Genomic DNA, 21,138 nt, shown 5'->3' on the forward strand with positions numbered 1-21,138 from the left:
GAACTGTGGGACTCTACCTAGTTACGTGTATGAAATGGGATTATTCAGCACCACCGCCGCGAGGGCCACGCTTCCCTTTTTGGCAGCGCTTCTTGTGGTGGAATGGGAATTTAGCACCAGCTTCACGAGCGGCTTCGCGTTCTTCAGCTGAGAGTTCACCGTCGCCGTCGGTATCGTATTGGGCGATGAATGCGTCTTTAGCAGCTTTTTTCTCTTCATCGGAAAGTTTGCCGTCACCATCGGTGTCGTGCTTAGCAATGAATTCCGCTTTGCGTGCTTCCATGGCTTCACGAGCAGCTTTGCGTTCCTCTTCCGAGAGTTTGCCGTCACCGTCGGTGTCAAATTTTTCAATGATGTGAGCGCGGCGCTTATCGCAGCCTTTCTTACCTTTTTCACATTTACCTTCTTCAGCCTGAGCGAGAGCTGGGATGGAGAGGGCGGCGATAGCGAGAAGTAATGTTTTAGTCTTCATAAGTTTTTGTTGGTTACGAGGACTGAAACCGTGGGGGGAAAGAGAAGTTGCAAAAGTTTCAGATTTTTTTTGAGGCATGGTCGGTGCACAAAAAAATCCCGCAGATTCGGCTGCGGGATTGGCTGGTGAAAAGGATTTAAAGATGGGAGTTACGCCCAGCTGAAGCGCAGGCGGATGTGCTGAGCCTCTTTGTGTTCGAGCGCGATTTGGCGCATTTGGTCTTCGCAATAGTCTTCGAGGTCGTGGTTGTTGCCGAGAGCGAGGCAGGCATTGCGTCGTTCTTGGGTTTCTTGGATGACGATTTCTATTTGGATACGGCTTTCGAGGTGATCACGGAGGGTATTGAGCTTGGAGTCGTACCAGGCTGAGAGTTGGCGTTTGAGTTTGAAGTAACCGGCAACGCAAGCTCCTGGTTCATCGTTGTGCATGAGAGAGAGACGCATGTCCAAGAGTGTGTCCATCTGGTCTGGACAGGCTTGGATGAGAGAATCGAGGTAGTGGATGGCGTCATTGGAGTGCTTCACGCCATTGGAAGTAGATGAGAATGGATCTCAATAGCAAGGTGAAAGCAAAAAAAAGCCTGATGCCATTGAAGGCACAAGGCTTTGATACTGATGGGAATGCTTTACTTTTCCTTATATTCTCCGCACCAATCGGAGGAAGCGGTGACAGGGAAGACAGTGGTGAGTTTTTTTTCTGAGCTCACTTCGAACACGACGGTTTGAGGTGAGGAGCGGCGGCAGTTCCCTTCAGAGCCATTGCTGGAATCCCAGTATGCGCAGGCAGCGCAGGTTTTTGTTTTAGTAGCGGTATCACTCATAACTACCTTAGTGTTGCAGAGAAGTGTTAGGTGGGTAAAGTTCTTTATTTACAAGGGGTTGGAGAGTTTGAGACTCATTTTCAATTATGGGGGGAGTGACATAATTCTTGCATGGTGAGGGAGAGGGTTTAGCTAAGGGCATGGACATCATTGGGATAGATTTGGGGACGACAAATTCGGCAGTGGGAGTGGTAGAGAGTGGGTTTCCGATTTTATTGGCCAATGAGGTGGGGGAGAGGATCACGCCGAGTGCGGTGAGTTATTTGGATGGTGGCGAGGTAGTGGTGGGAGCAGAGGCTTTGAGACGGAGAGGGGCGGGTGGAGAGGTGATCACCTCTGTGAAGCGCTATATGGGGCGTCGTTTTCGGGAAGTTGCAGGCGAGGATTATTGTGTGGAGTTAAGTGAGGCGGCAGATGGTGGGGTATTGGCGGCTGGGAGAAAGCCGGAAGTGGTGAGTGCTGATATTTTAAGAAAGCTTAAGCAAGTTGCAGAATTGCAGTTGGAGAGGGAAGTGGAGAAGGCGGTGATCACGGTGCCGGCGTATTTCAATGATGCGCAGCGGAATGCGACGAAGCTGGCGGGTGAGATGGCTGGGTTAGAGGTGGTGCGGATTGTGAGTGAGCCGACGGCGGCGGCTTTAGCGTATGGTTTGGACAAGTTGGGGGAAGAGGCGCGTGTGGCGGTGTATGATTTGGGAGGTGGGACCTTTGACATCTCGGTTTTGGAGATGCGGGAGGGAGTATTTCAGGTATTGGCGACAGATGGTGATACGCAGCTTGGGGGGGATGACATTGATGAGGCTTTAGCGTATTGGTGCTGGCAGAGTGTGGGAGATGGTGAGCCACTGGCTGAGGGGGAGAGGCAGCGTCTCGTGGATGCGGCGCGAGAGGTGAAGGAACTGTTGTCTAGCGAGCAGGAGGCGGTGTTACGGATTCCATTTTTTAGAGAGGGGATGCACCTTGAGCAGGAGGTGACGCGAGAGCAATTTGAGCGTGTGGTTTCAGCGGTGATTGGGCGGACCGAGGGGCATTGTCGCAGGGTGCTGACAGATGCAGGCATCAAAGATCCATCTGAGGAGCTTGATGCAGTGGTGTTGGTAGGTGGATCAACGCGTATTCCTGCGGTGCGTGCTTTGGTTGAGCGTGTGTTTGGTCAATCGGCTGATGTGAGTCAGCATCCAGATGAGGCGGTGGCATTGGGGGCGGTGATTCAAGCGGGAGTGCTGTCGGGAGCATTAAGGGAGATGGTTTTGTTAGATGTCACCCCATTGAGTTTAGGGATTGAGACCTTTGGGGGATTAATGAATGTGTTGATTCCCAGGAACACGACGATTCCCTGTAAGGCTGGTGAGATGTTTACCAATGCAGTAGCGAACCAGCAATCGATGCGTGTGCGCGTCCTGCAAGGGGAGAGGGAAATGGCCCGCGACAACTGGGAGCTTGGCAATGTGGATGTGTCATTCGATCCAGCGCCGAAGGGGCAAGCACGTGTTGGAGTGCAGTTTTCGATTGATGAGAATGGGATTTTGGAGGTTCTAGCGCGGGATACACTGACGCAGCAGGATACGGTGTTAGAGATTGATAGTGCTGCTGTGGATGTGGATGATGAAGCGGTAGAGAAGATGGTGAGTGAGAGTGTGGACTACGCTTTTGATGACATGTCTGAGCGTATATTCACTGAGGCGAAGCTGAAGGCTGAAGAGCTATTGCCGGCGGTGGAAGCGGGGATGTCGCAAGTAGGAGATGTGATGGCAGCGGAGGATGTGGCTCAGATTCGGGAAGCAGAATCCGAGGTGCGTGCAGCATTGGAGGCGGGTGAGGCGAATCCATTGAAGGCCGCGGTTCAGAAGTTAGACAAAGCTACTGAGCATATGGCAGCAGTGCTGGTAGAGAAGGCGATGGAAGCTGCGCTGATGAAGAAGCTGGGGGAATAATGGCCAAGGGGGGAGGCTGACACCAACTAGGTTATTTTTTACTCAGAGGTTGTGTTAGGACATTTTTATTCAGCCATTTGATGCAGAGGTTAGGCCAGGTTTCAGCGGCTGGGTTGCCTGGGCGTATACCGTAGCCGTGTCCACCCTTTGGGTAGATATGGAGCTGGTAAGGGCGTTTCTTGCTTTGAAGGGATTTTGCCATGACGAGGCTACTGTTAGCGAATCGATCATCGCCGGTGACAAAGAGGAATGATGGGGGGAAGTTTGGATCGATTTGAATATCAGGGCTGAGTGATTGCTGGGGCCCTTGGTCGAGAAAAGCTGGGTAGATGAGAATAGCGAAGTCAGGTCTGGGAGTGTGATTGTCTATTACATCTATTGGGGGATAGAGGGGTGTGGGGTGGAGTGCGCTCACACGGGCGCTGAGTGAGCCGCCAGCGGAAAAGCCGAGAACTCCCACTTTGTTGGTGCTCCATTGTTGAGATTTTGAGCGGGCGAGACGTATTGCGCGTTGGGCATCTTGAAGGGCGCCATCTTGGTTACGCGGGACTCGGTATTGGAGGACACAGGCGGTATAGCCGTGTTTACTGAGCCATTGGCCGATTTCATAGCCTTCCTTGTCGATGGCGAGGATATTGTAGCCTCCGCCTGGGCAGACGATAATGGCGGTGTGGTTATTTGTTTCTGGGGTGGGGTGATAGACGGTGAGTGTGGGGGTGGTGACTTTGGAGAGCCGGGTGACATTGCCTGCTTTGTTAGGGGAGACTTCTGGTGCTTGTTTAGGTGTATTTTGGCCGGGGACTGAGTGTGGCCAGAGGTCGATTACTGCGGGCGTGGCTAGGGTAAGGGAGCTAAGTAGGGTGGTGAGGGTGAGTAAGCGAAAGAACATAGATGAGAACTATTTTTGAAGTTCGAGCATAGCGTCAGCAAAAGCTTGGCCAAGGAGGAGTTGACCTTCAGCATTGTAGTGGACTTTGTCCTTGAGGAGTGGGAAGGGGTCGGTGGAAACCATGGTGGTAGTGGGGATGCTTTCGGACTTGCCTGATTTGGAATCGGCGGCTGCCATTTGCTGGCGGATTTCGGTGCGGTGAGTGAAGCGATCGAGAGCAGGCGTGTAGGGGAGGACTTGACCGAAGACCAGGGGGAGTGGGTCGACATTCATATCTTCAGAAAGGCGATTTTTCAGGAGTTTGAGATGCTTAGCGTAGGTGGTGGCGGAGGTTTGATTTTTTGAATCTTGTTCTCCTTGCATCCAGAGGAAGCCGCGGATTTTGGGTGTGTGTCCAGCGGCTTTGAGTGATTGGACACCTGAGGCGAAGCGTTTTTGCATGGCGAGGTAGAGGCGACCTTTATTGGGGTCTTGCGCATTGGTACCTGGGTAGAAGTTGGTACGTTTCGGGGCCGCTGGGAGCCCGACCCATTTGTTTCGATTCCAGCCGGGGTGAAGGGGCATGCCGCTGGCGAAGTACTTGATGATGTAGATTTCTTTTCCCTTCTGGTTCATGACTTGGCCGAAACCGATCTCGGGGCCGAAGTCAGCTGGTCTTGCAGAGGTTTTAGTTTTCCCTAACTGGATGGTTTCAAAACCTTTGCCAGTGAAGAAGTGCGTGCGGGAAAGGTCGATATCTTGGGCGTTGGGGAGTTGGGCGATTTTGCCAATCCCTTGCATGTTAGACTGGCCACCAAGGAGGTAGACATCCACTTCGGCGGCGGTGAGTGGAAGAACCAAGAGTAGGATAGAAGTGAGTAGGCGCATGGACAAGATACTGCCAAGCGTGGGGGGATCTTTCAAGTTCTGGGAATGGAAATAATCGGGGAGTCGGCGGGGCTACTCGGCAGTGGTTACTGTGTAGGCGCCGTCCGCATGGATATAGAGGGTGCAGTCGTTGTCAGCCTCTGTTTGGATCGGCATACTTTGGTTGTCTTTGATTGTAAAAAACTCACCAGGGCTGAGGGTAAGGATCGGATCTTGGGTGTCATTCAGCTGTCCTTTGACCACTACGATACGAAGTAGACCATTTTGGGATTTGATCTCACCCTTGAAGGTATTTGGGAGGCGGAGGAAGGAGCCGCTTTTCTGTTGGGCGCTAGGGTTGCCCCACAGAAATGCAATTTCTGGAGAAGGGCTTTCGGAGGTATGTGGAGTGATCCAGCTTGTTTGGGCGTGTTTGAGCCAGACAAGGTTAGATGGCACGATATTGACTGGGCGTTCGCCTTTATCGAAGGCCTTTTCTTTAGGCATGACAAGATAGGGGCCGCTATCGATTTCTATGTATGCCATAGCGTCTTTTCCTTTTTCCTGAGGTGACGTGCACTTCTCCGGCTGGTTGTGTCCAGAATGAGCCGGGGGGCATCCACATTTCCGTGGCCTCGGGGTCATCGTTGTGAATCTGACCGCTGATAACCACACCACGGTAGGTGACATTATGGATGTGTGGAGGAGAGGAGAATCCATCGGAGAAGCGCACGAGAAAGCCGGAAGGTTTTTTTGTTGTCCGGTCGTTCCAGAGAGCTCCAGCTCTGGGACCTTTATCTCCGCGTGCTGGATTGAGGGCGCCCCATGAAACTTGGGCGGCAGTTACGACGTCTCTCTTCTTTGTGAGGAGTTCATTCGTTGTGATTTGAGCGATCACGACCGTAGTGGTGAGGCACGCTGTTAGAATAGGGAGGTGTTTTTTCATGAGATGAGAGTAGCTTGTTTAAGGGGGCTCTTGGAATGTGTTGCCTGATTGGGGGAGAGAGGTAGCTCGTAGTTTATAGGCAGCGGGTAGTGGGAGCAAACACGTTTTGTGCGAGCTGAGTTGGAGGTCTGATAGGCTGACTAGATTTCTAATCTGGAATGGGGAGGTTATGCATTCGAAGAAATGAAAGTTTATCCCAATAGCCTCTTTGGAGGACGATTTTGCTGTGGTGGATGTGGAAGAATGCACAGCCTCTCAAGCCCAGAGGGTCTTTCCATTCAAGAATGGCCCAATCACCATCTAGGAAGATATTTTCGATAAGGCAGGTCATCTTCGTTTGGGAGAATTCTGCGGCAAACATTTCGCGGATGGCAATTTTGCCGACAAATGGGGAGTTGGCAACTTGGTGATTGATTGCATCCTCTGAATAAAAGTTAGAGAGGGCTATGGCATCACCGCGGTTGAAGGTCTCCACCCAAGACTGAATGAGCTGTTTGTTATCTAGGGGATGGGAGGGGGGAGTTTTTTGTTATGGGATTAATCCTCGAAGACGATGGCGCGGTTGCCGTCGATAATGGTGCGGTCGTAGGCGTGGTAGCGGATGCCTCGGGCGAGGGCGATTCGTTCGCAATCACGACCAAGGCGCATGAGGTCTTGGGGGGAATGTGAGTGGAGGACGCGTTTGACTTCTTGTTCGATGATGGGGCCTGCGTCGAGATCAGAGGTGACATAGTGGCAGGTGGCACCGATAAGTTTGACGCCACGGTTATAGGCTTGGCGGTAGGGATTGGCACCGATGAAGGCAGGGAGGAAGGAATGGTGGATGTTGATGAGTTTACCTGAAAATTCCTCGCAGAACCAATTGGGGAGGATTTGCATGAAGCGAGCGAGGATGCCGAGTTGGACGTGTTCGTCTCTGAGGATTTTGGCAATGTGTTCGAAGCCGGTATTTTTTAGTTCTCCATCCATTTCGACGTGGTGGAAGGGAATGCCCTCTTTGTCAGCGATGGTTTTGCAATGGGCGCGGTTGCCAATGATGGAGGTAATCTCGAGTGGGAGGTCATTTTCACTGACTCTCCAGAGGATTTCATTGAGGCAGTGTGTGGTTTTGGTGACAAGGATGGCAGTGCGGAGCTTGAAGGGAGCTTCCCGGAAGTGCCATTGGGCTTTAAGTGATTCACCGAGGACGGCGAAGCCTGCGATGAAGGAGGCGAGTTCGACATCGAGGGATGAGGTATCGATTTCTACGCGGGCGAAGAATTTACTATCGAGAGTATTGGTAAATTGGTTGAACTCGAGGAGGTTGCCATTATGGGAGGCGATATAGCTAGCGATTTTTGCGACGATACCGTGTTGGTCTGGGCAGGAGAGTTTGAGAATGAGCATGGCAGTGGGATTCTTTTATAGGATGGTAGCAGTGGGTTTGAGAATGTTTAAGTGCGGCAGCATTTCAAGTGTGGAAAGCTGGCAATAGGGTCAAATGGTCTAGCTTATGGGATGAATATTGACTTTCAATGAGATAGCTTACTAGAGTGGTAGGCTAAAACCCCATAAATGAAATGATGCTATTAAGATCACTGACAGGATTGTTATTAGGAAGTGCATGCGCAGGAGCAGCGATTTTGGTCACCCCGACTGGCTTGACGAACTCGAGCGGAGTGTCGGAGTTTTTTCCCGCTGCCAATTTGATTAATGATTCTGGTTTAAGTGGGGCTGCTGATTTTTCTAATTATACTAGCATCACACATGCCTCGGCTGCGAATACGAATGCTTGGACGACAACGAATCCTAATGGAGCTGATGACTATTTTTTGGTAAGCAGCCCTGGGGTGACGCCTGTGTTCGAATTCGATTTAGGTGGAAGCTATGCTCTGACGGATTTTGTATTTTGGGGTTATCATTTCAATGCTGCGAATGGGAATGAGGCCCGAGAGTTTTTCTTTGAGTTTTCGACGGATGGCGGCGGCTCGTATACGTCATCGACGACTGTGAGTAACAGCTTGAGTGATTTTGCAGTGCAGAATGCGGAGACTTTAAATTTGGGAGGGACATTTTCCGCCAATACGGTGCGGATGACGATTCAGGACAATCATTTTGGAGGCAGTGCGAGTGGAGGTGATCGTGTGGGATTAGGGGAGGTAAAATTTGTTGCTATACCAGAGCTGAGTTCTTTTGGGTTGCTAGTCATTGGTACTGTGGGGGTTTTGGGTTTTAGGAGGCGTGGGTGAAGGCGTGTGCATTTTTTAGGAATCGATGTTTTTTGTCAGGAAATGAAAAAAATGTATCGATTTTGATAAATACCCAATGAGCCGTCGTATAGGTAGGCATGTGAATTGCTGCGCGTCAGCAAATCTCATGTTTTCATTGTGTAGGAGAGGCCGTCTGGGGGAAACCCTTGGCGGCCTTTTACGTGGGATGGAGGATTGATACCAAATCGCAGTTCAAAAGAGGCAAATGATAATTTTTTGGGGGGCTTGAGGCATTGCGTTACGCGAGAGAAGTGTGGATCGGTCTGTTTGTTTATCAATCAGCGCTTTTCTTCAGTTCTCCCGTGCGTACGGGACTTCTTCATCTCGTCTTGATTTCTGAACAAATTGCAGCCTCATTTGGCACTTTTGAATCACGAAGTGGTATTAGAGTTGGAGGTGGAGGAAGTGTGCATGTGGAATTTTCCGATGCACTTTGGGGGCGAAGCAGGGGCGTTGGTCGGTCAACTCGAAGCAGAACTTTTGGGGAAGTTTGGTATAGATGGACTTTGGGGCGTCTTGTGCAGATTCGCCTTTGTAGGCACTTCCTGAGAGAGGTGTGTGGTAGAAGATGGAGCGGAGTCCAAGTTCTTCACGAATAAACTTCAGAGTGGCACTGAGCATGGCTTCATCCCAGAAACGACTCAGAGGTTGGATGTGTTTGTTCCAGTATTCCTCAAAGAATTTCACTGGATATTCGGTTCCCCATCGCTTGAAGGTCTGACCGTCTCCGTGTTTTTTGGCGCTATGGAGGAGGCTTTTTGCTTCACGGATGCGGTCGTTTTGGATTTCCTCGATGAGGACTTCGCCGCTTTCCCAGTCTAGGTCGATACGGGCCCAAGCGAGTGTGCGATGGCGGGATCGACTGACAGGGTGGCAGAGCCACTCAAAGGGGTCATTCTCTCGCAGGACGTTGTATTGGTCGAGAAAGCGAGCATCTGATTCATTGAGGTTGAGCTGGAGGACGAGATTCCAGCATTGTTTGTTTTTACGGGTGGTTTGAATCCATCCATCGAATGAGTCGACAGCAAGGCGGAAGGTTTCCGCTTCCTCGGGATAGATGAGGTTGATGTCTTGAGGGGCGATAGTTGAGCCTCCGAGTGCACCTAGCCACTGGCGGACTTTCGGTTTTTGCATGAGTTTGCCGAAGCGTGATTCGCGGAGTTGTTGGATTCTTGTGGGTTGGGTGATTTGGTATTTGAGTAGTTCTATGGCATACCAATCTTTGCCATAGGTGTAGAGGCTGCGACCGCTAGGTAAGCAGTCGATCAATTCCTCGAGATCGGATTGTTTCATCTTGTCTGGGGCGCAAACCATGACACGGAGAAAGTGGTGTGCATACAGGGTCACGACTTTGTAAAAATCATAGCGATTCGAGAGCCAGAGGTTGGCTCACGGAAGAAAACTGCCAATGTTAAGTATCAAGGGCAGTGGCGGGAATCAGCTATGGACAAGAGGAAGAAGCATGGCTTTAGTCGTTGCGTTCTAAGAGGTAGTGGTAAGTGTTTGGGTGGTGGGTCGTCAAGTCTACTTTTCTAACATTCTAACAATTTTTGATATGTCGAGAATACGACTTGTCAATGGGGGGCTTTGGTTCATTCAATGCGCGTGTTGTTTTGACACGTAATCGTTTTATTAGATTTATGAAAAAATTATTGCTTACGAGTGCGATGGGAATGGTCGCATTTTCTGGTGTTCGGGCGAAAGATGCTGAGTGTGTGACTGACGGAAAGACTGGTTTGTTAGATCAAAATTTTGTGACTCTTTCAGGTGGTTACTTAAAGGGTTTTGAACAACCTTATATGGCTGTGAAATTGGGGTCTGAAGTGGGTCAATGTGGTAATATTTATCTTCAAGTATTAGGTCTAACTGATGACGAATTTTACGCAGATGGGATTCCAGAAATCAGCGAGGATGTACAGTTGATTACCTTTGGTGGAGGTTACACCCATTATGTTCCTGTTAGTGATGATGGGGCATTTTTTGCGGGAGCGAGCATGGGGGTTGCATACAACTCATATGATGCAGCATTTCAGGGGCTAGATCTATTGAAGTTAGAAGGGAACTCATTCTATGCTGATGGGAACATTGGTTATGAGCATTTCCTGACAGATAACCTTATTTTGAGTGTGTCAGGAAAACTTCTTTGGGTAGGTGACTACAGTGATGGAAGTACTATTAATGAAGAAGGTCTTCCTGCGCATTGGAAGTTTGAGCACAAGGACATCTACTATGGTGTTGAAGCTGGTTTGACCTTTATTTTCTAGGTCTACCTGGACGGCTTTTGGTCGGCCAGATTTACAAGTGACCGCATGGTTTTTACCATGCGGTTTTTTTATGGTGTGGTGGGGTAAGAAAAAAGCTGCAGTTAGATAAACTGCAGCTTTTGAGTGAATTATGTTAGGTCGTGTTAGTTTGCTACGATATTGACGAGGCGACCAGGTACGACGATGACCTTGCGGATGGTGTTGCCGTCGGTAAAGCCTTTTACTTTCTCGTCGGCTAGGGCGATGGCTTCGACTTCTTCTTTGGGGGCGTCTTTAGCGACCATGAGCTTAGCGCGGACCTTGCCGTTGACCTGAACGACGATCTGGATTTCAGATTCGACGAGGTATTCTTCGACGTACTGTGGCCATTGCTGTTCTGACAGCAAGTTGGCAGTTTTCAGTTGGCAGTTTTCAGACTGAGTTTGGCTGCCTGTGGCAGCATCATTTTCTGAACACTGAACACTGAACTCGGACACACTTTGAATCTGTTGGTTGATTTCCTCGGTGATGTGTGGCGCAAATGGATTGAGCACCTTGAGGAAGTCGACGAGCAGGCTCACTGGGATCTTCTCAGCCTTGGTGAAGGCATTGGTGCAGATCATCATCTGTGAGATGGCTGTGTTGAAGGACATGGATTCGATGTCTTCGCCTACCTTCTTGATGGTTTCGTGCACGACCTTGAGGAGTGCTTTGTCAGTCGCTTCTTCCTCAGTGATCTTTTCGGAGAGTTCCCACTCGCCAGCTTGGTTTTGCGTGAAGACTGCGCGCCAGACTTTGCCGAGGAAGCGGGAGACGCCCTCGACGCCCTTCATCTGCCACGGTTTCACTTGCGTGAGTGGACCCATGAACATTTCGTAGAGACGGAGGGAATCCGCACCGAATTGCTCAATCACATCGTCAGGGCTCACGGCGTTTCCAAAGGATTTACCCATTTTGCGATTGATAGGTTCAAGTGTAATACCTGTCTCTTTTTCTGTGAAAACTTTACCATCAGAGTTGATGTGCTGTTCCTCGACCTTGTGACCTTTGTAATCAATATTCGCTTTGCGATTTTGCGCATCCACCACATTACCCTCAGGGTCTGTATAGTAGAAGTATTCTGTCTCCCCAAGTATGAGGCCTTGGTTGACGAGCTTCTGGAATGGCTCGTTTGTGGAAAGGTGACCGAGGTCGAAGAGGACCTTGTGCCAGAAGCGTGCGTAGAGGAGGTGGAGCACTGCGTGCTCGGTGCCGCCAACGTAGAGGTCGACGCCGCCTGGGTTGTCATTGCCACCCATCCAGTATTCTTCCGCTTCCTTGGAGATGAAGCGCTCGGAGTTGTTAGGGTCACAGTAGCGGAGGTAGTACCAGCAAGAACCTGCCCACTGCGGCATGGTGTTGGTCTCGCGCTCAGCGGTTTCGGAGTACTTGATCCAGTCAGTCGCTTTTACCAATGGACCACGTGGGTCGCCTGTTGGTTTGAAGTCGTCCATCTCTGGTTGGAGCACAGGAAGTTCGTCTTCAGGCACGACTGAGTGTTGGCCATTTTCCCAAAGAACTGGGAATGGCTCACCCCAATAGCGCTGGCGTGAGAAGAGCCAGTCGCGGAGTTTGTAGTTGGTCTTGAAGGTGCCTTTTTCGTTATCGAGAAGCCACTTGATGATCGCCTTCTTGGCGTCCTTGGTCTTCATGCCATCGAGGAAGCCAGAGTTGATCGACTTGCCGTTGCCAGTGAAGCCGCGCCAGTCGACTTTTTCGTCGTTTGGCTGAACGACTTGGATGATTGGAAGCTCGAACTTGGTGGCGAATTCGAAGTCGCGCTCGTCGTGCGCTGGCACCGCCATGATAGCACCAGTGCCGTAGCCCATCATCACGTAGTCAGCGATCCAAACTGGGATTTTCTCACCATTGACTGGGTTCGTGGCGTAAGCACCAGTGAAGACACCGGACTTGTCCTTGTTGAGGTCGCCGCGTTCGAGGTCGGACTTGGAAGCACATGCCGCGATGTAGGCTTCGACTTCGTCTTTCTGATCAGCGGAAGTGATTTCAGCCACTAGGTCGTGCTCAGGTGCGAGCACCATGTATGTCGCGCCGAAGAGGGTGTCTGGGCGGGTGGTGAAGACAGTCACTTCGTGACAGTTTTTAGTTGGGTCAGCGGCTTCGCCGTTTGCCCCATGAATAGTGAACTGGACTTCAGCACCAGTGGACTTGCCGATCCAGTTGGTTTGGAGGGCTTTGATAGAATCTGGCCAATCGAGTGGCTCGAGTTCGTCGATGAGGCGTTGGGCGTACTTGGTGATGCGGAGCATCCACTGCTTGAGTGGGCGGCGCTCCACGGTGTGGCCTTTTGCTTTCCATTCCTCGACTTCCTCGTTCGCGAGCACCGTGCCGAGGTCTGGGGACCAGTTTACTGGAGCTTCAGAGATGAAGGCGAGACGTTGCTCGTCGATTTCCTCGCGGAAAAGCCCTTTTGCTTCGAGGTCGGAGATTGGCTTTGCCTTTTTCTCTTCTTCGCAGAAGTAGGAATTGTAGAGCTGGATGAAGAGCCACTGGGTCCACTTCACGTAGTCAGGATCAGTTGTGTTGATTTCACGGTCCCAATCGTAGCCGAAGCCGAGTGACTTGAGCTGCTTGCGGAATTTGTTGACGTTCTGCTCGGTGGTGATGCGCGGGTGTTGGCCAGTTTTGATGGCGTATTGTTCCGCAGGAAGGCCGAATGCGTCCCAGCCCATTGGGTGGAGGACGTTGAAGCCATTCATGCGCTTGTAGCGGCCAAGGATGTCAGTCGCGGTGTAACCTTCTGGGTGTCCGACGTGGAGGCCTGCACCAGATGGGTAAGGGAACATATCGAGAACGAAGTACTTCGGCTTAGACGGGTCGAAGTCCGCATCGCCTGGATTTGGTGTGCGGAATGTTTTGTTCTCATCCCAAATGGATTGCCACTTAGGCTCGAAGACGTCGAATGGGAATGGTTTCATGGTATTGGCGGAGCCGAAGTCATTTTTCAGGAATCAATGGGCATGGGAGCCAGAGTTCTGATACGACTTGCAGCTAGAATTGAAGTTGGTTGTTGGTGGGCGAGGGGCAGTTTACCACTCGCATGAAATTGATGTAGAGCTGTGTAGCGGATGTGAGGCGTTGGTAAAGAAAAACTGATTTCGCCGATTGCATTTGGATAAATTTTTAGACATTTCGGGAAACGCGCGGCGCTAGAGGGCATATTTACCTACACGTTACTATGAAACACACACGATCCATCACGATGGGGATGCTCAGTTTTGCTGGGCTGATTTTACTTCGGCAGCAATGTTTTGCGGAGGCAGCGAGCGGCGAAGCGGAAGCAGCTGCGAGTATCGACTGGGTAAGCGAGTTACAGAAGGGGGGGGCGACAGGCGTGGCACTTTTTGTTGTGGCAGCAGCGGGTGTGTTGTTTGTGGTGGAGCGTTTGGTAAACATGAGACGCTCGCACATTGTGGGGGAGCAGAGTGTGGTGGCGCAGGCTGTGGCATTGGCTGAGAGCAAGGATTCAGATCAGGCCAAGGCGTTGTACCAAGAGCATCCATCAAGTTTTACCAAAGTGGTTCAGCATATGGCCGAGCATCAGGATTTAGAGCCTGCGGAGGTGCTAGAGAGTGCCGCGGATTTGGCGGGACGTGATATTGAGAGCCACCGCCGCAAGATTTATGGGCTTGGAGTGGTGTCGACCATTGCCCCCTTGCTTGGATTGTTAGGAACGATGGTTGGCATGATTGAAGCTTTTTCAAAGTTTTCTAAGCTCACTGATAGCAGTGAAGCTGCATTGGTTTTGGGGGATTCGATTGGTAAGGCTTTGATAACAACGGCAGTTGGTTTGATCATAGCGATTCCTTCATTGGCTGCATTCCATTACTTTAAAGTACGATTGGGAGCTCTTGCTGATCAGTTGGAGGCTGAGTTAGATGCTGTGCACCGCAAGTGGTTTCGTAAGAACGCATAAGAGTCGGAGTTGTGCGAATCAAAAGAAAAGGGGGGAGTGATGAGGATGGTGTCGAGGTGTCGATGTCTCCTTTGATCGACTGCGTGTTCTTGTTGTTGATCTTCTTTTTGGTGACGACGATGCTGAAGAAGACGGAACGGAGGATTCCGATCCAGCAGCCGGTCGCTGAGTTAAGTTTGGCGACGCGTGCGCAGAATGACGCTCAGTACATTGGGATTACCGAAGAGGGGGCATTGATGCAGCCCAATGGGAGAATGGATGCTTTTGGAAATCGACTCTATGATCCGATTGGAGATTTGAAGCTGCATCTGCAGCAACTAGCGGCACAAGGTGGACAAGAGAAGCCACTCGTGATTCAAGCTAACAAGAATCTCTATTTTCAGGAGACATTGAAGGTGTTTGATATTTGTACGATTCAGGGGTTTAAGAATGTGAAAGTGACGATGGACTCGGACAACTTTCAATCAATCTATCGAAAGGGGGGAGATGAAACTTCGGAATAAGCATGGGGATGAGGACGAGATTGAGGTGTCGATGTCTCCCTTAATTGATTGTGTCTTTTTGTTACTCATTTTCTTTTTGGTGACGACGATGCTCAAGAAGCCGAGCAAGGACATTGATGTGAATCTGCCGTATTCTAATGCGGCGGTGGAGATGGAGCCGAATGATGACACGGTGATCGGGATTGATCGTCAGGGGCGGTTTTATTTTGATGGGGTACGTGTGGGAAGGATGGAGCTGCGCCAGTACCTTAGCGAGATTGCTGCGAGTAATCCCGAGCAAGGGATCCGATTGGACTGTGACCAAAAGACAAAAAACATACACGTCTCAGAAGTGTTAGATCTTTGCAATTTTTATCAAATTAACAACGTGGGAGTCCGCACATACGATGAAAGCTACAACCAATAAGCAGGACCCAATGGAGCTACGCCAACGCAGGGGGCGCAGGGTAGCAGGAGGGGCGACATTAGCATTGGCGGCGGCACTGGGTGTTACGGCCATAGTGCATCCGGATTTATTTAGAGCGGAGCTTTCGATGCCAACGGCTGAGGAGCGTGAGAAGGCGAAGCAAGAGCGCAAGAAAAAGAAAGCGCAGAAGCCGAAGCGTAAGTTGAGCAAGAAAGACATTGAGAGGTTGGCAAAGCATCGGGATGCCAAGGCTCGGAAGCATCTGGTAGAGATATTGGTGCGGCTGGAGAAGCGGATTGTGATAGCGGAAGAGAAGGAAGCTGAGACAACGGCTAAATTTAGAAAGAGCGAGGATTTATTTGAATCGCTAGTGGGGTTGATTGGCCAGCACACTGAGAAAGGCAAGGTGGCTATCAGCGAGGATATTCGGGCATATAACGACATGCGGATGCATGGGCGAGGTGGTTCGTTAGAGGTCGCCAAGGACTTACGTGTGGTATCACGTGGGGCGTATGAGATGGAGCGGCTGGGTAAGCAATATGCAGCAAACCCAAGTGAGGCAGGGCTTGAGATGGTAGTAGCGAGAGCGGAAGAGCTCCAAAAGCAACTCGCTGTGGCTGAGGGGAATGGTGTGATGGTGCGAGCTCAGACTCAACGTTATCTGAGTAGTATTTTGACGAATGCGAAGGCCTTGCGGACACAGGATAGAAATCTTGCTGTTCGTGGATTTGCGCAGCCAGAAGACCATCCGTTGAGTCAGCCTGAGCGTCGGGTGTTGAGGAAGTACTTGGCACCCTTAGAGATGGATCAGCTGCATGCTCTTTCACAGGAGATGGCGAGTCATTATACGAATTTGATGGGAGACGTAGAGGCTGGTGAATTAGCTGAAGCCGCGGATATTCCCTATCCTGAGGCTCTGGATAAGTTAGCGCATCAAGCGTTTGCGAAGGACAACTTAGAGGAAGGATTGAATCAGGCCATGCCAGAGAATATGGATCAGTTAGACAACTTCACTGATGCTCTCAATGAGGCTCAAGCGAGTGCTGAGCGGGCGCTGGCGGAATCAGGTGGGCAGGTTCCAGGAAAGCCTGGCGAACCAGGTGAAGGGGAAGAGGATAGCGAGGGCGAAGGTAAGCCTGGCGAGGGGGAACAGGGTGAGGGACCGTTTGGTAGTGGTGGTGGAAAAGGCACTGAGAACTCGTCTGAGAGAGGAGGAGCGGATGGACTTGGGCAGCGCAGTAAGGAAGCGGTCTGGAGATCGTTAGCGTTAGAGAGTAGCTTAGCGGCGGCTCAGGACCGGCTCAAAGAGGTGAGGGTGGATGGCAGGGCTGTGTTAGCGAATGTGCTGCCGGGACGGAGGTTTACGGCTAAGAGTCCGAGAGAAGGTTATGTATTCATTGATACCTGGCATATTATTGGGCCATGGGATGCGAGTGTTTCTCGCTACAATGCGGTGGATTTTTCTCGGATTTACCCACCTGAGACAAAGTTAGACTTAGATGCGGTATTCACGAGTGGAAAGCGCAAGCGGGTATACGACGACGAACGTGGTTATGCTGGGCGGGGGGAGATGGATGGAAGGTTGACCTGGCAGTTCTATCAGAGTCCTACGGTGGAGGTGCGCATTCCGCGTGAGCAACTGGCTAACGATGCACTCTATTTTGCGTACACTGAGGTGTTTTTTGAGCAAGAGACGGAGATGTACATGGCGTTTGCCTCTGATGATGCTGCTAGGATCCGGGTGAATGGTGAGATTGTGTTTCAGGACACGGGGTTATCGCCCTATGTGATTGCCGAGCAGGTTCGGAAGGTGCGGTTCAAGCGAGGCATCAACAAGGTGTTAGTACGTTTGGTCAATGGTCCTGGGCCTTGTCGATTCTCGCTCTTACTGACACCGGGCAACGAGTAACATTACCGTTCAGAGGGGGCAGTGGTTTGTGAATGAAGGCTGGGTGATGTGTGGGTCAACCAGCCTTTTTCTCTAGGAGTTGGGCTGCAGGGCGCTAGCGATTTGTTGGAATCGTAGCGGGGCCGAAGTTGAGGCCAGATCCAGCGCTGCCTGAATTTTGTGAAGCGTAGTTCATGCGGCTGAGGCTGACCATGAAGTTGATTCCTTTGATAAGTTCATTGGCCCAGATGAGCATACCAACGATAGGGATCAGGAGGAGGCAGACGAAGGCGCCGATACTGAGGCGTGGGGCGTTTTGGGTATTTTCGTAGCGCTCCATGATGGAATTCCATTGTTTAGGGAGGCCACCAATGGCGATGAAGAGCCAAACGATGTTAAAAAATGGGATGAACAGAAAGCCAATGGCCTTACCTGGAGTGATAGTGGCTCCGCCAGGCTGGAGGCATTTGTATGCCTTGTAGATGAAGATGTAATGGAGGATACCAACCCACATGAGGGAGAGATAGCCGATACCGAAGAGTGCGAGACCGGCTAGGGCTTCGTTTTCACCTAAGGTTGAGAGGTAGGCGCCAAGGACCATGATGACGAGTCCACCGAAAAGGAAGGAGCAGTATTTGGCAAAGCTGGCGCCGGTGACGATGGTGGAGGGGTATTGGCCACCAGTAGTTCCTGCTTGGCTTGGGTCGGAGGTTGGGGCTGCATAGGCATTTTGGGCAACTTGCTGCGGCTGGCCAAGTGCTGGTTGAGCTGGTTGAGCTGGTTGAGCTGGTTGAGCTGGTTGAGCTGGTTGAGCTGGTGCGGGAAAGAGACCTTCGACTTGAGCTGCGGGGATCCAGCCTTCGAGGCCTTCGGTCCAGACTTGTGAGGTGGGAGTGATATGCCCTTGAGCGGCGAGAGCTTGGAGCTCAGTGCCAGCGATGGGGCCCTGTTGTTGGTTATTGGCATCGAGGTAGTGCCATTGAGGGTCGCTCATAATTGTATCTAGGTAATTGCCCAATGTACCTATCTGATAGGAGGGGGAGGAAGCAAGAGAATCTTACAGGAAGTCAGTCATCCTGTGCTTGGTTATGAATGACTTGGAGTGGTTCAGGAAGTGACCGGATATGGATATCTGTTTGAGGGAAAGCGATTTCGATGTCTGCATCACGGAAGGCGGCGTCGATTTGGTAGTGGAGGTTTGATCGGGTTTCGATGAGGTCATCGTAGTGGTTAACGAAGCCGCGGAGGATGAAGTCGAGTGAGCTAGCACCGAAAGCTTGGAAGAGGACGGAGGGGGCGGGGTCGTCGAGGACGCGTGGGTGGTCGTGGACGATTTTGGTGAGGATGTCGGTGGCTTTTTGGGTATCGGAACCATAGGCGATACCGACGGGAATTTCGAAGCGCTGCATGTTATCGGCCAGGGACCAATTGATCAGTTGTCCGGTGATAAATTCTTTATTGGGGACGAGGAGTTCTCTGTTATTAAATTGTTTAATGGTGGTGGCTCGAATTTTGATTTGGGAGACTCTACCAGTGATGTCACCGATCGTGACGATATCGCCGAGGCGAATTGGACGTTCGAAGAGGATGATGATACCGGCGACGAAGTTGGCGAAGATTTCTTGAAGTCCGAAGCCGATACCTAGGGTAACTGCGGCAGCGAGCCATTTGACGCTGCCCCATGAGACACCGACTTGTGCGAAGGCTGCGAGGCCACCAGTGGCGATAAGTCCATAGCGCAGGACGGTGGTGATCGCGTAATTTCCACCAGGGCTGAGATTAAGTTTACGCAGGACGCTGAGTTCGAGTAGGCCGGGAATGTTACGGGCTGCGACTAGGGTGAAGGTGACGATGATGATGACTCCGAATATGTCTCCTAAGCTGATCCCCTTGTGGAAGAAATGGGAATCATCGGTGGTAGTGGCGTTTGAACCGGAGGCAGTCTTTGCAATATCTGTGATTGGTGTAGCTGGGTCAGAGGTTGTTGTGTGGGAGGCTGGCTCCGAGCTAACAGGGGCTTGGACGATAGAGACTTTATCGAGTGCGCCGAGGGCAGGGAGTACGGGTTTCCAGATATTCCAGAGGCCGAAGACGATGATGATGACGGTGAGGAAGCGGACGATCCGTCTGGTCTGGTGGGTGACGGCTGTGATATCGACTTCTGTGGCTTCGAGTTCTTCTAGTGAGGGGGGGGATTCTTCAGTATTGTTGGTTTCTGCGGCACGTAGTGCTTGGTATTTCTTGCGAGCTTGGTGTTTAGCGAAGTTGCGTCTTGCGACGAGGATCCAACGGTAGCAGAGGCTCGCAAAGAGGGCGGTGGCTCCGACGAGAGTGATGCTGATAATGGTGTCCGTGAAGAGTGTCTGAACGGAGTCGATGTAGCCAATAGCGTAAGCCAGAATGAAGAAGAGGGGGAGGGCGAGCCCAATAAAGTAGAGCAGTTTGAGTGCCCAGCTAGGCGTATTCTCAAATGCGAGGAGTTGTTTTTTAGGAAGGAGCAGGCTGTGGGTAAAGGCGATGCTCAAGAACATCGCTAAGATGAAGCTGATGCGGCCGGCTGGTTGGGCTGTCGCGGCAGGGAGGGCAAATGCCAGAAAGAGAAAGATGGGGATTGTGTAGAGTGCCCAGGTGCTGTGGAAGTAGATGCGTTTGAGCTTGTGTTTGTCGGTTTCGATGTGGGCATCTAACAATCCGTGGCTCACTGAGAGGCTTTTGAGAAATGATAGAAATGAGAGTGAGAGGGCGGCGATGGAGAAACCGATAGACCAGCTATGTGGTGAAGGGCTTCTCCACGCTAGGAATATGAGAGCGACAGGCAGTACTTGTGAACGGACAAGGGTGACGAAGAGGGCAAGCAGTGATGGCTTAATAGAATCGCAGTGGCGGTCTTGAACATGCACAGCGAGGGTTTCGATACTTCTCTTTGCTTTCGATTGGACGGCAAGCAGGAGGGTGAAGGCGAGAGTGGCGATGATCCAGAGAATGGGGAAGTTCTTGCAGTCTTTTAGGAGCCCATCGGATAGTTCGCCGAGGGATTGTTTCGAGAAGATGCTTGCGATGGCGTCAAGTTCGGTTGTGAAGTCGCTGGAATTGATAGGTTGGGCACTGGGAATCCAGAGCAGGCGTTCGTCTAGGTAGTTTGTGTAGTTTTCGGTGGCGTTGAGTGTTGTTTTGGTTGCTTCACTGAGTTGGCGCAGGGTGGTGATGTAGGCTTGGTATTGATTGACGAGAGTGGGTGGTGAATGGGGTTCAGGTGAGGCGACGAGTGGAGGGGGCGTTTCGGTGAGGTCGAGAAGTTCGATTTCGGCATTCGTTGTCTCGATATTGACTTGTTTGAGTTGTTTGCGAAGGGAATAGGTTGTTGGGAGGCTGAGTCTTTGTTGGCGGAGAAGCTGGCCGGTTTTGGCATCGATTCGCAGGTCGGCTGACTCGATTAGTTTGATGCGTTTTTCAGCATTAGATCTGTAGTCGTTAACTCGGTCGAGTTGGGATTGGGTTTGGGCGAGTTGTTTTCTTGCGGCGTCGTGCTGGGTCTGAAGCTCAATGGAAACTTGTGCTGAGGAGGGAGCAGAGTTCGGAGTGTCCGCGCTTTGAGCGATGAGAGGGGGGCTCAGAAGGAAAAGGAAGAACAGAAGGTAAGCCTGAATCTGTGTGGGATGCTGTGAGGTGGTCGCCATAGTATCCAAGAGTGTTAGGGAAGGAGAGTCGTCTTTGTTAGTTAAGTTGTGACATACGCGCACGGAGATTAGTTCTCCTGTGAGTGTCTAAATGTTAGATTAAAGATGTCACAAATGTGTTAGATGTTTGGTGATCTATCAATCTTCTAATAAAGCAGAAAATGTGTTGGGAGGCAAATAGATCCAGTTGTTTTAGTGAGGGGGCTAGGATGTTGAAAGCAGGGGTGGACATCTGGTGGAGCGATGTGGGGGGCTGCTTCGGATCCTGGGCGATGGTGAAGCTTGGCCA

The 21,138-nt window shown here is 51.1% G+C and carries 20 protein-coding genes; 7 read left to right on the forward strand and 13 right to left on the reverse strand.

What is annotated here, in order from left to right:
- Positions 1 to 40: 40 nt before the first annotated feature.
- From ACFSW8_RS03950 to ACFSW8_RS03960, 3 genes are all read right to left on the reverse strand, one after another.
- Positions 41 to 472: an EF-hand domain-containing protein gene (locus ACFSW8_RS03950; RefSeq protein WP_377177507.1), complete on the reverse strand. Its 432-nt coding sequence runs from the start codon at positions 470 to 472 to the stop codon at positions 41 to 43.
- 149 nt (positions 473 to 621) lie between these two features.
- A complete protein-coding gene (locus tag ACFSW8_RS03955) occupies positions 622 to 996 on the reverse strand; it encodes a hypothetical protein (protein ID WP_377088801.1) in 375 nt (124 codons plus the stop codon).
- A gap of 101 nt (positions 997 to 1,097) precedes the next feature.
- Positions 1,098 to 1,292 carry a hypothetical protein gene (locus ACFSW8_RS03960; RefSeq protein ID WP_377177509.1) on the reverse strand — a complete coding sequence of 65 codons (195 nt, stop codon included), beginning with the start codon at positions 1,290 to 1,292 and terminating at the stop codon, positions 1,098 to 1,100.
- A gap of 140 nt (positions 1,293 to 1,432) precedes the next feature.
- Between ACFSW8_RS03960 and ACFSW8_RS03965 the strand changes: the two genes are divergently transcribed.
- Complete coding sequence (locus tag ACFSW8_RS03965) at positions 1,433 to 3,226, forward strand: Hsp70 family protein (RefSeq protein ID WP_377177511.1); 1,794 nt, start codon at positions 1,433 to 1,435, stop codon at positions 3,224 to 3,226.
- A 31-nt stretch (positions 3,227 to 3,257) separates the two neighbouring features.
- Here the strand turns inward: ACFSW8_RS03965 and ACFSW8_RS03970 are convergent, their stop codons facing one another.
- The 6 genes from ACFSW8_RS03970 to purU all read right to left on the reverse strand — a co-directional run bounded on the left by ACFSW8_RS03970 (position 3,258) and on the right by purU (position 7,293).
- Complete coding sequence (locus ACFSW8_RS03970) at positions 3,258 to 4,115, reverse strand: alpha/beta hydrolase (protein ID WP_377088804.1); 858 nt, start codon at positions 4,113 to 4,115, stop codon at positions 3,258 to 3,260.
- Between the two features lie 9 nt (positions 4,116 to 4,124).
- The gene (locus ACFSW8_RS03975; protein ID WP_377177513.1) at positions 4,125 to 4,982 is read right to left on the reverse strand and encodes a sialate O-acetylesterase; all 858 of its coding nucleotides are present in this window, start codon (positions 4,980 to 4,982) and stop codon (positions 4,125 to 4,127) included.
- A gap of 72 nt (positions 4,983 to 5,054) precedes the next feature.
- A complete protein-coding gene (locus ACFSW8_RS03980; protein WP_377088806.1) occupies positions 5,055 to 5,507 on the reverse strand; it encodes a DUF4437 domain-containing protein in 453 nt (150 codons plus the stop codon).
- Positions 5,485 to 5,907: a DUF4437 domain-containing protein gene (locus tag ACFSW8_RS03985; protein WP_377088807.1), complete on the reverse strand. Its 423-nt coding sequence runs from the start codon at positions 5,905 to 5,907 to the stop codon at positions 5,485 to 5,487. Before ACFSW8_RS03985 ends, ACFSW8_RS03980 begins: the two co-directional genes overlap by 23 nt.
- A gap of 148 nt (positions 5,908 to 6,055) precedes the next feature.
- Complete coding sequence (locus ACFSW8_RS03990; protein WP_377177543.1) at positions 6,056 to 6,394, reverse strand: nuclear transport factor 2 family protein; 339 nt, start codon at positions 6,392 to 6,394, stop codon at positions 6,056 to 6,058.
- A gap of 50 nt (positions 6,395 to 6,444) precedes the next feature.
- A complete protein-coding gene (purU, locus tag ACFSW8_RS03995; RefSeq protein WP_377088809.1) occupies positions 6,445 to 7,293 on the reverse strand; it encodes a formyltetrahydrofolate deformylase in 849 nt (282 codons plus the stop codon).
- 173 nt (positions 7,294 to 7,466) lie between these two features.
- On the opposite strand from purU, the gene ACFSW8_RS04000 reads away from it, so the two are divergent.
- Complete coding sequence (locus ACFSW8_RS04000; protein WP_377088811.1) at positions 7,467 to 8,135, forward strand: hypothetical protein; 669 nt, start codon at positions 7,467 to 7,469, stop codon at positions 8,133 to 8,135.
- A gap of 405 nt (positions 8,136 to 8,540) precedes the next feature.
- Here the strand turns inward: ACFSW8_RS04000 and ACFSW8_RS04005 are convergent, their stop codons facing one another.
- Positions 8,541 to 9,449 carry a hypothetical protein gene (locus tag ACFSW8_RS04005; protein ID WP_377088813.1) on the reverse strand — a complete coding sequence of 303 codons (909 nt, stop codon included), beginning with the start codon at positions 9,447 to 9,449 and terminating at the stop codon, positions 8,541 to 8,543.
- 284 nt (positions 9,450 to 9,733) lie between these two features.
- Here ACFSW8_RS04005 and ACFSW8_RS04010 point away from each other — a divergent pair, with 284 nt between their 5' ends.
- Entirely contained in the window at positions 9,734 to 10,420 is a 687-nt protein-coding gene (locus tag ACFSW8_RS04010) for a hypothetical protein (protein ID WP_377177515.1), read from the forward strand.
- 143 nt (positions 10,421 to 10,563) lie between these two features.
- Here ACFSW8_RS04010 and leuS read toward each other — a convergent pair whose 3' ends face one another.
- Complete coding sequence (leuS, locus tag ACFSW8_RS04015; RefSeq protein WP_377088816.1) at positions 10,564 to 13,377, reverse strand: leucine--tRNA ligase; 2,814 nt, start codon at positions 13,375 to 13,377, stop codon at positions 10,564 to 10,566.
- Between the two features lie 260 nt (positions 13,378 to 13,637).
- On the opposite strand from leuS, the gene ACFSW8_RS04020 reads away from it, so the two are divergent.
- The 4 genes from ACFSW8_RS04020 to ACFSW8_RS04035 are packed head-to-tail and all read left to right on the forward strand — an operon-like array spanning position 13,638 to position 17,193.
- Positions 13,638 to 14,375, forward strand: coding sequence for a MotA/TolQ/ExbB proton channel family protein (locus ACFSW8_RS04020; protein ID WP_377088818.1), 738 nt, complete (start codon positions 13,638 to 13,640; stop codon positions 14,373 to 14,375).
- Positions 14,376 to 14,386: 11 nt separating this feature from the next.
- Positions 14,387 to 14,878, forward strand: a complete 492-nt coding sequence (locus ACFSW8_RS04025; RefSeq protein ID WP_377088819.1) for an ExbD/TolR family protein — start codon at positions 14,387 to 14,389, stop codon at positions 14,876 to 14,878.
- Positions 14,862 to 15,284 (forward strand): ExbD/TolR family protein, encoded by a 423-nt coding sequence (locus tag ACFSW8_RS04030; RefSeq protein WP_377088820.1) that lies wholly within the window; start codon positions 14,862 to 14,864, stop codon positions 15,282 to 15,284. Before ACFSW8_RS04025 ends, ACFSW8_RS04030 begins: the two co-directional genes overlap by 17 nt.
- Positions 15,265 to 17,193 (forward strand): hypothetical protein, encoded by a 1,929-nt coding sequence (locus tag ACFSW8_RS04035; RefSeq protein ID WP_377088821.1) that lies wholly within the window; start codon positions 15,265 to 15,267, stop codon positions 17,191 to 17,193. Before ACFSW8_RS04030 ends, ACFSW8_RS04035 begins: the two co-directional genes overlap by 20 nt.
- A 94-nt stretch (positions 17,194 to 17,287) precedes the next feature.
- Here ACFSW8_RS04035 and ACFSW8_RS04040 read toward each other — a convergent pair whose 3' ends face one another.
- Entirely contained in the window at positions 17,288 to 18,166 is an 879-nt protein-coding gene (locus tag ACFSW8_RS04040; RefSeq protein ID WP_377088822.1) for a DUF4339 domain-containing protein, read from the reverse strand.
- Between the two features lie 73 nt (positions 18,167 to 18,239).
- A complete protein-coding gene (locus tag ACFSW8_RS04045; protein ID WP_377177517.1) occupies positions 18,240 to 20,849 on the reverse strand; it encodes a mechanosensitive ion channel domain-containing protein in 2,610 nt (869 codons plus the stop codon).
- Positions 20,850 to 21,138 lie beyond the last annotated feature (289 nt).

This window comes from Rubritalea tangerina (assembly GCF_042683245.1).
Taxonomy (GTDB): Bacteria; Verrucomicrobiota; Verrucomicrobiia; order Verrucomicrobiales; family Akkermansiaceae; genus Rubritalea; species Rubritalea tangerina.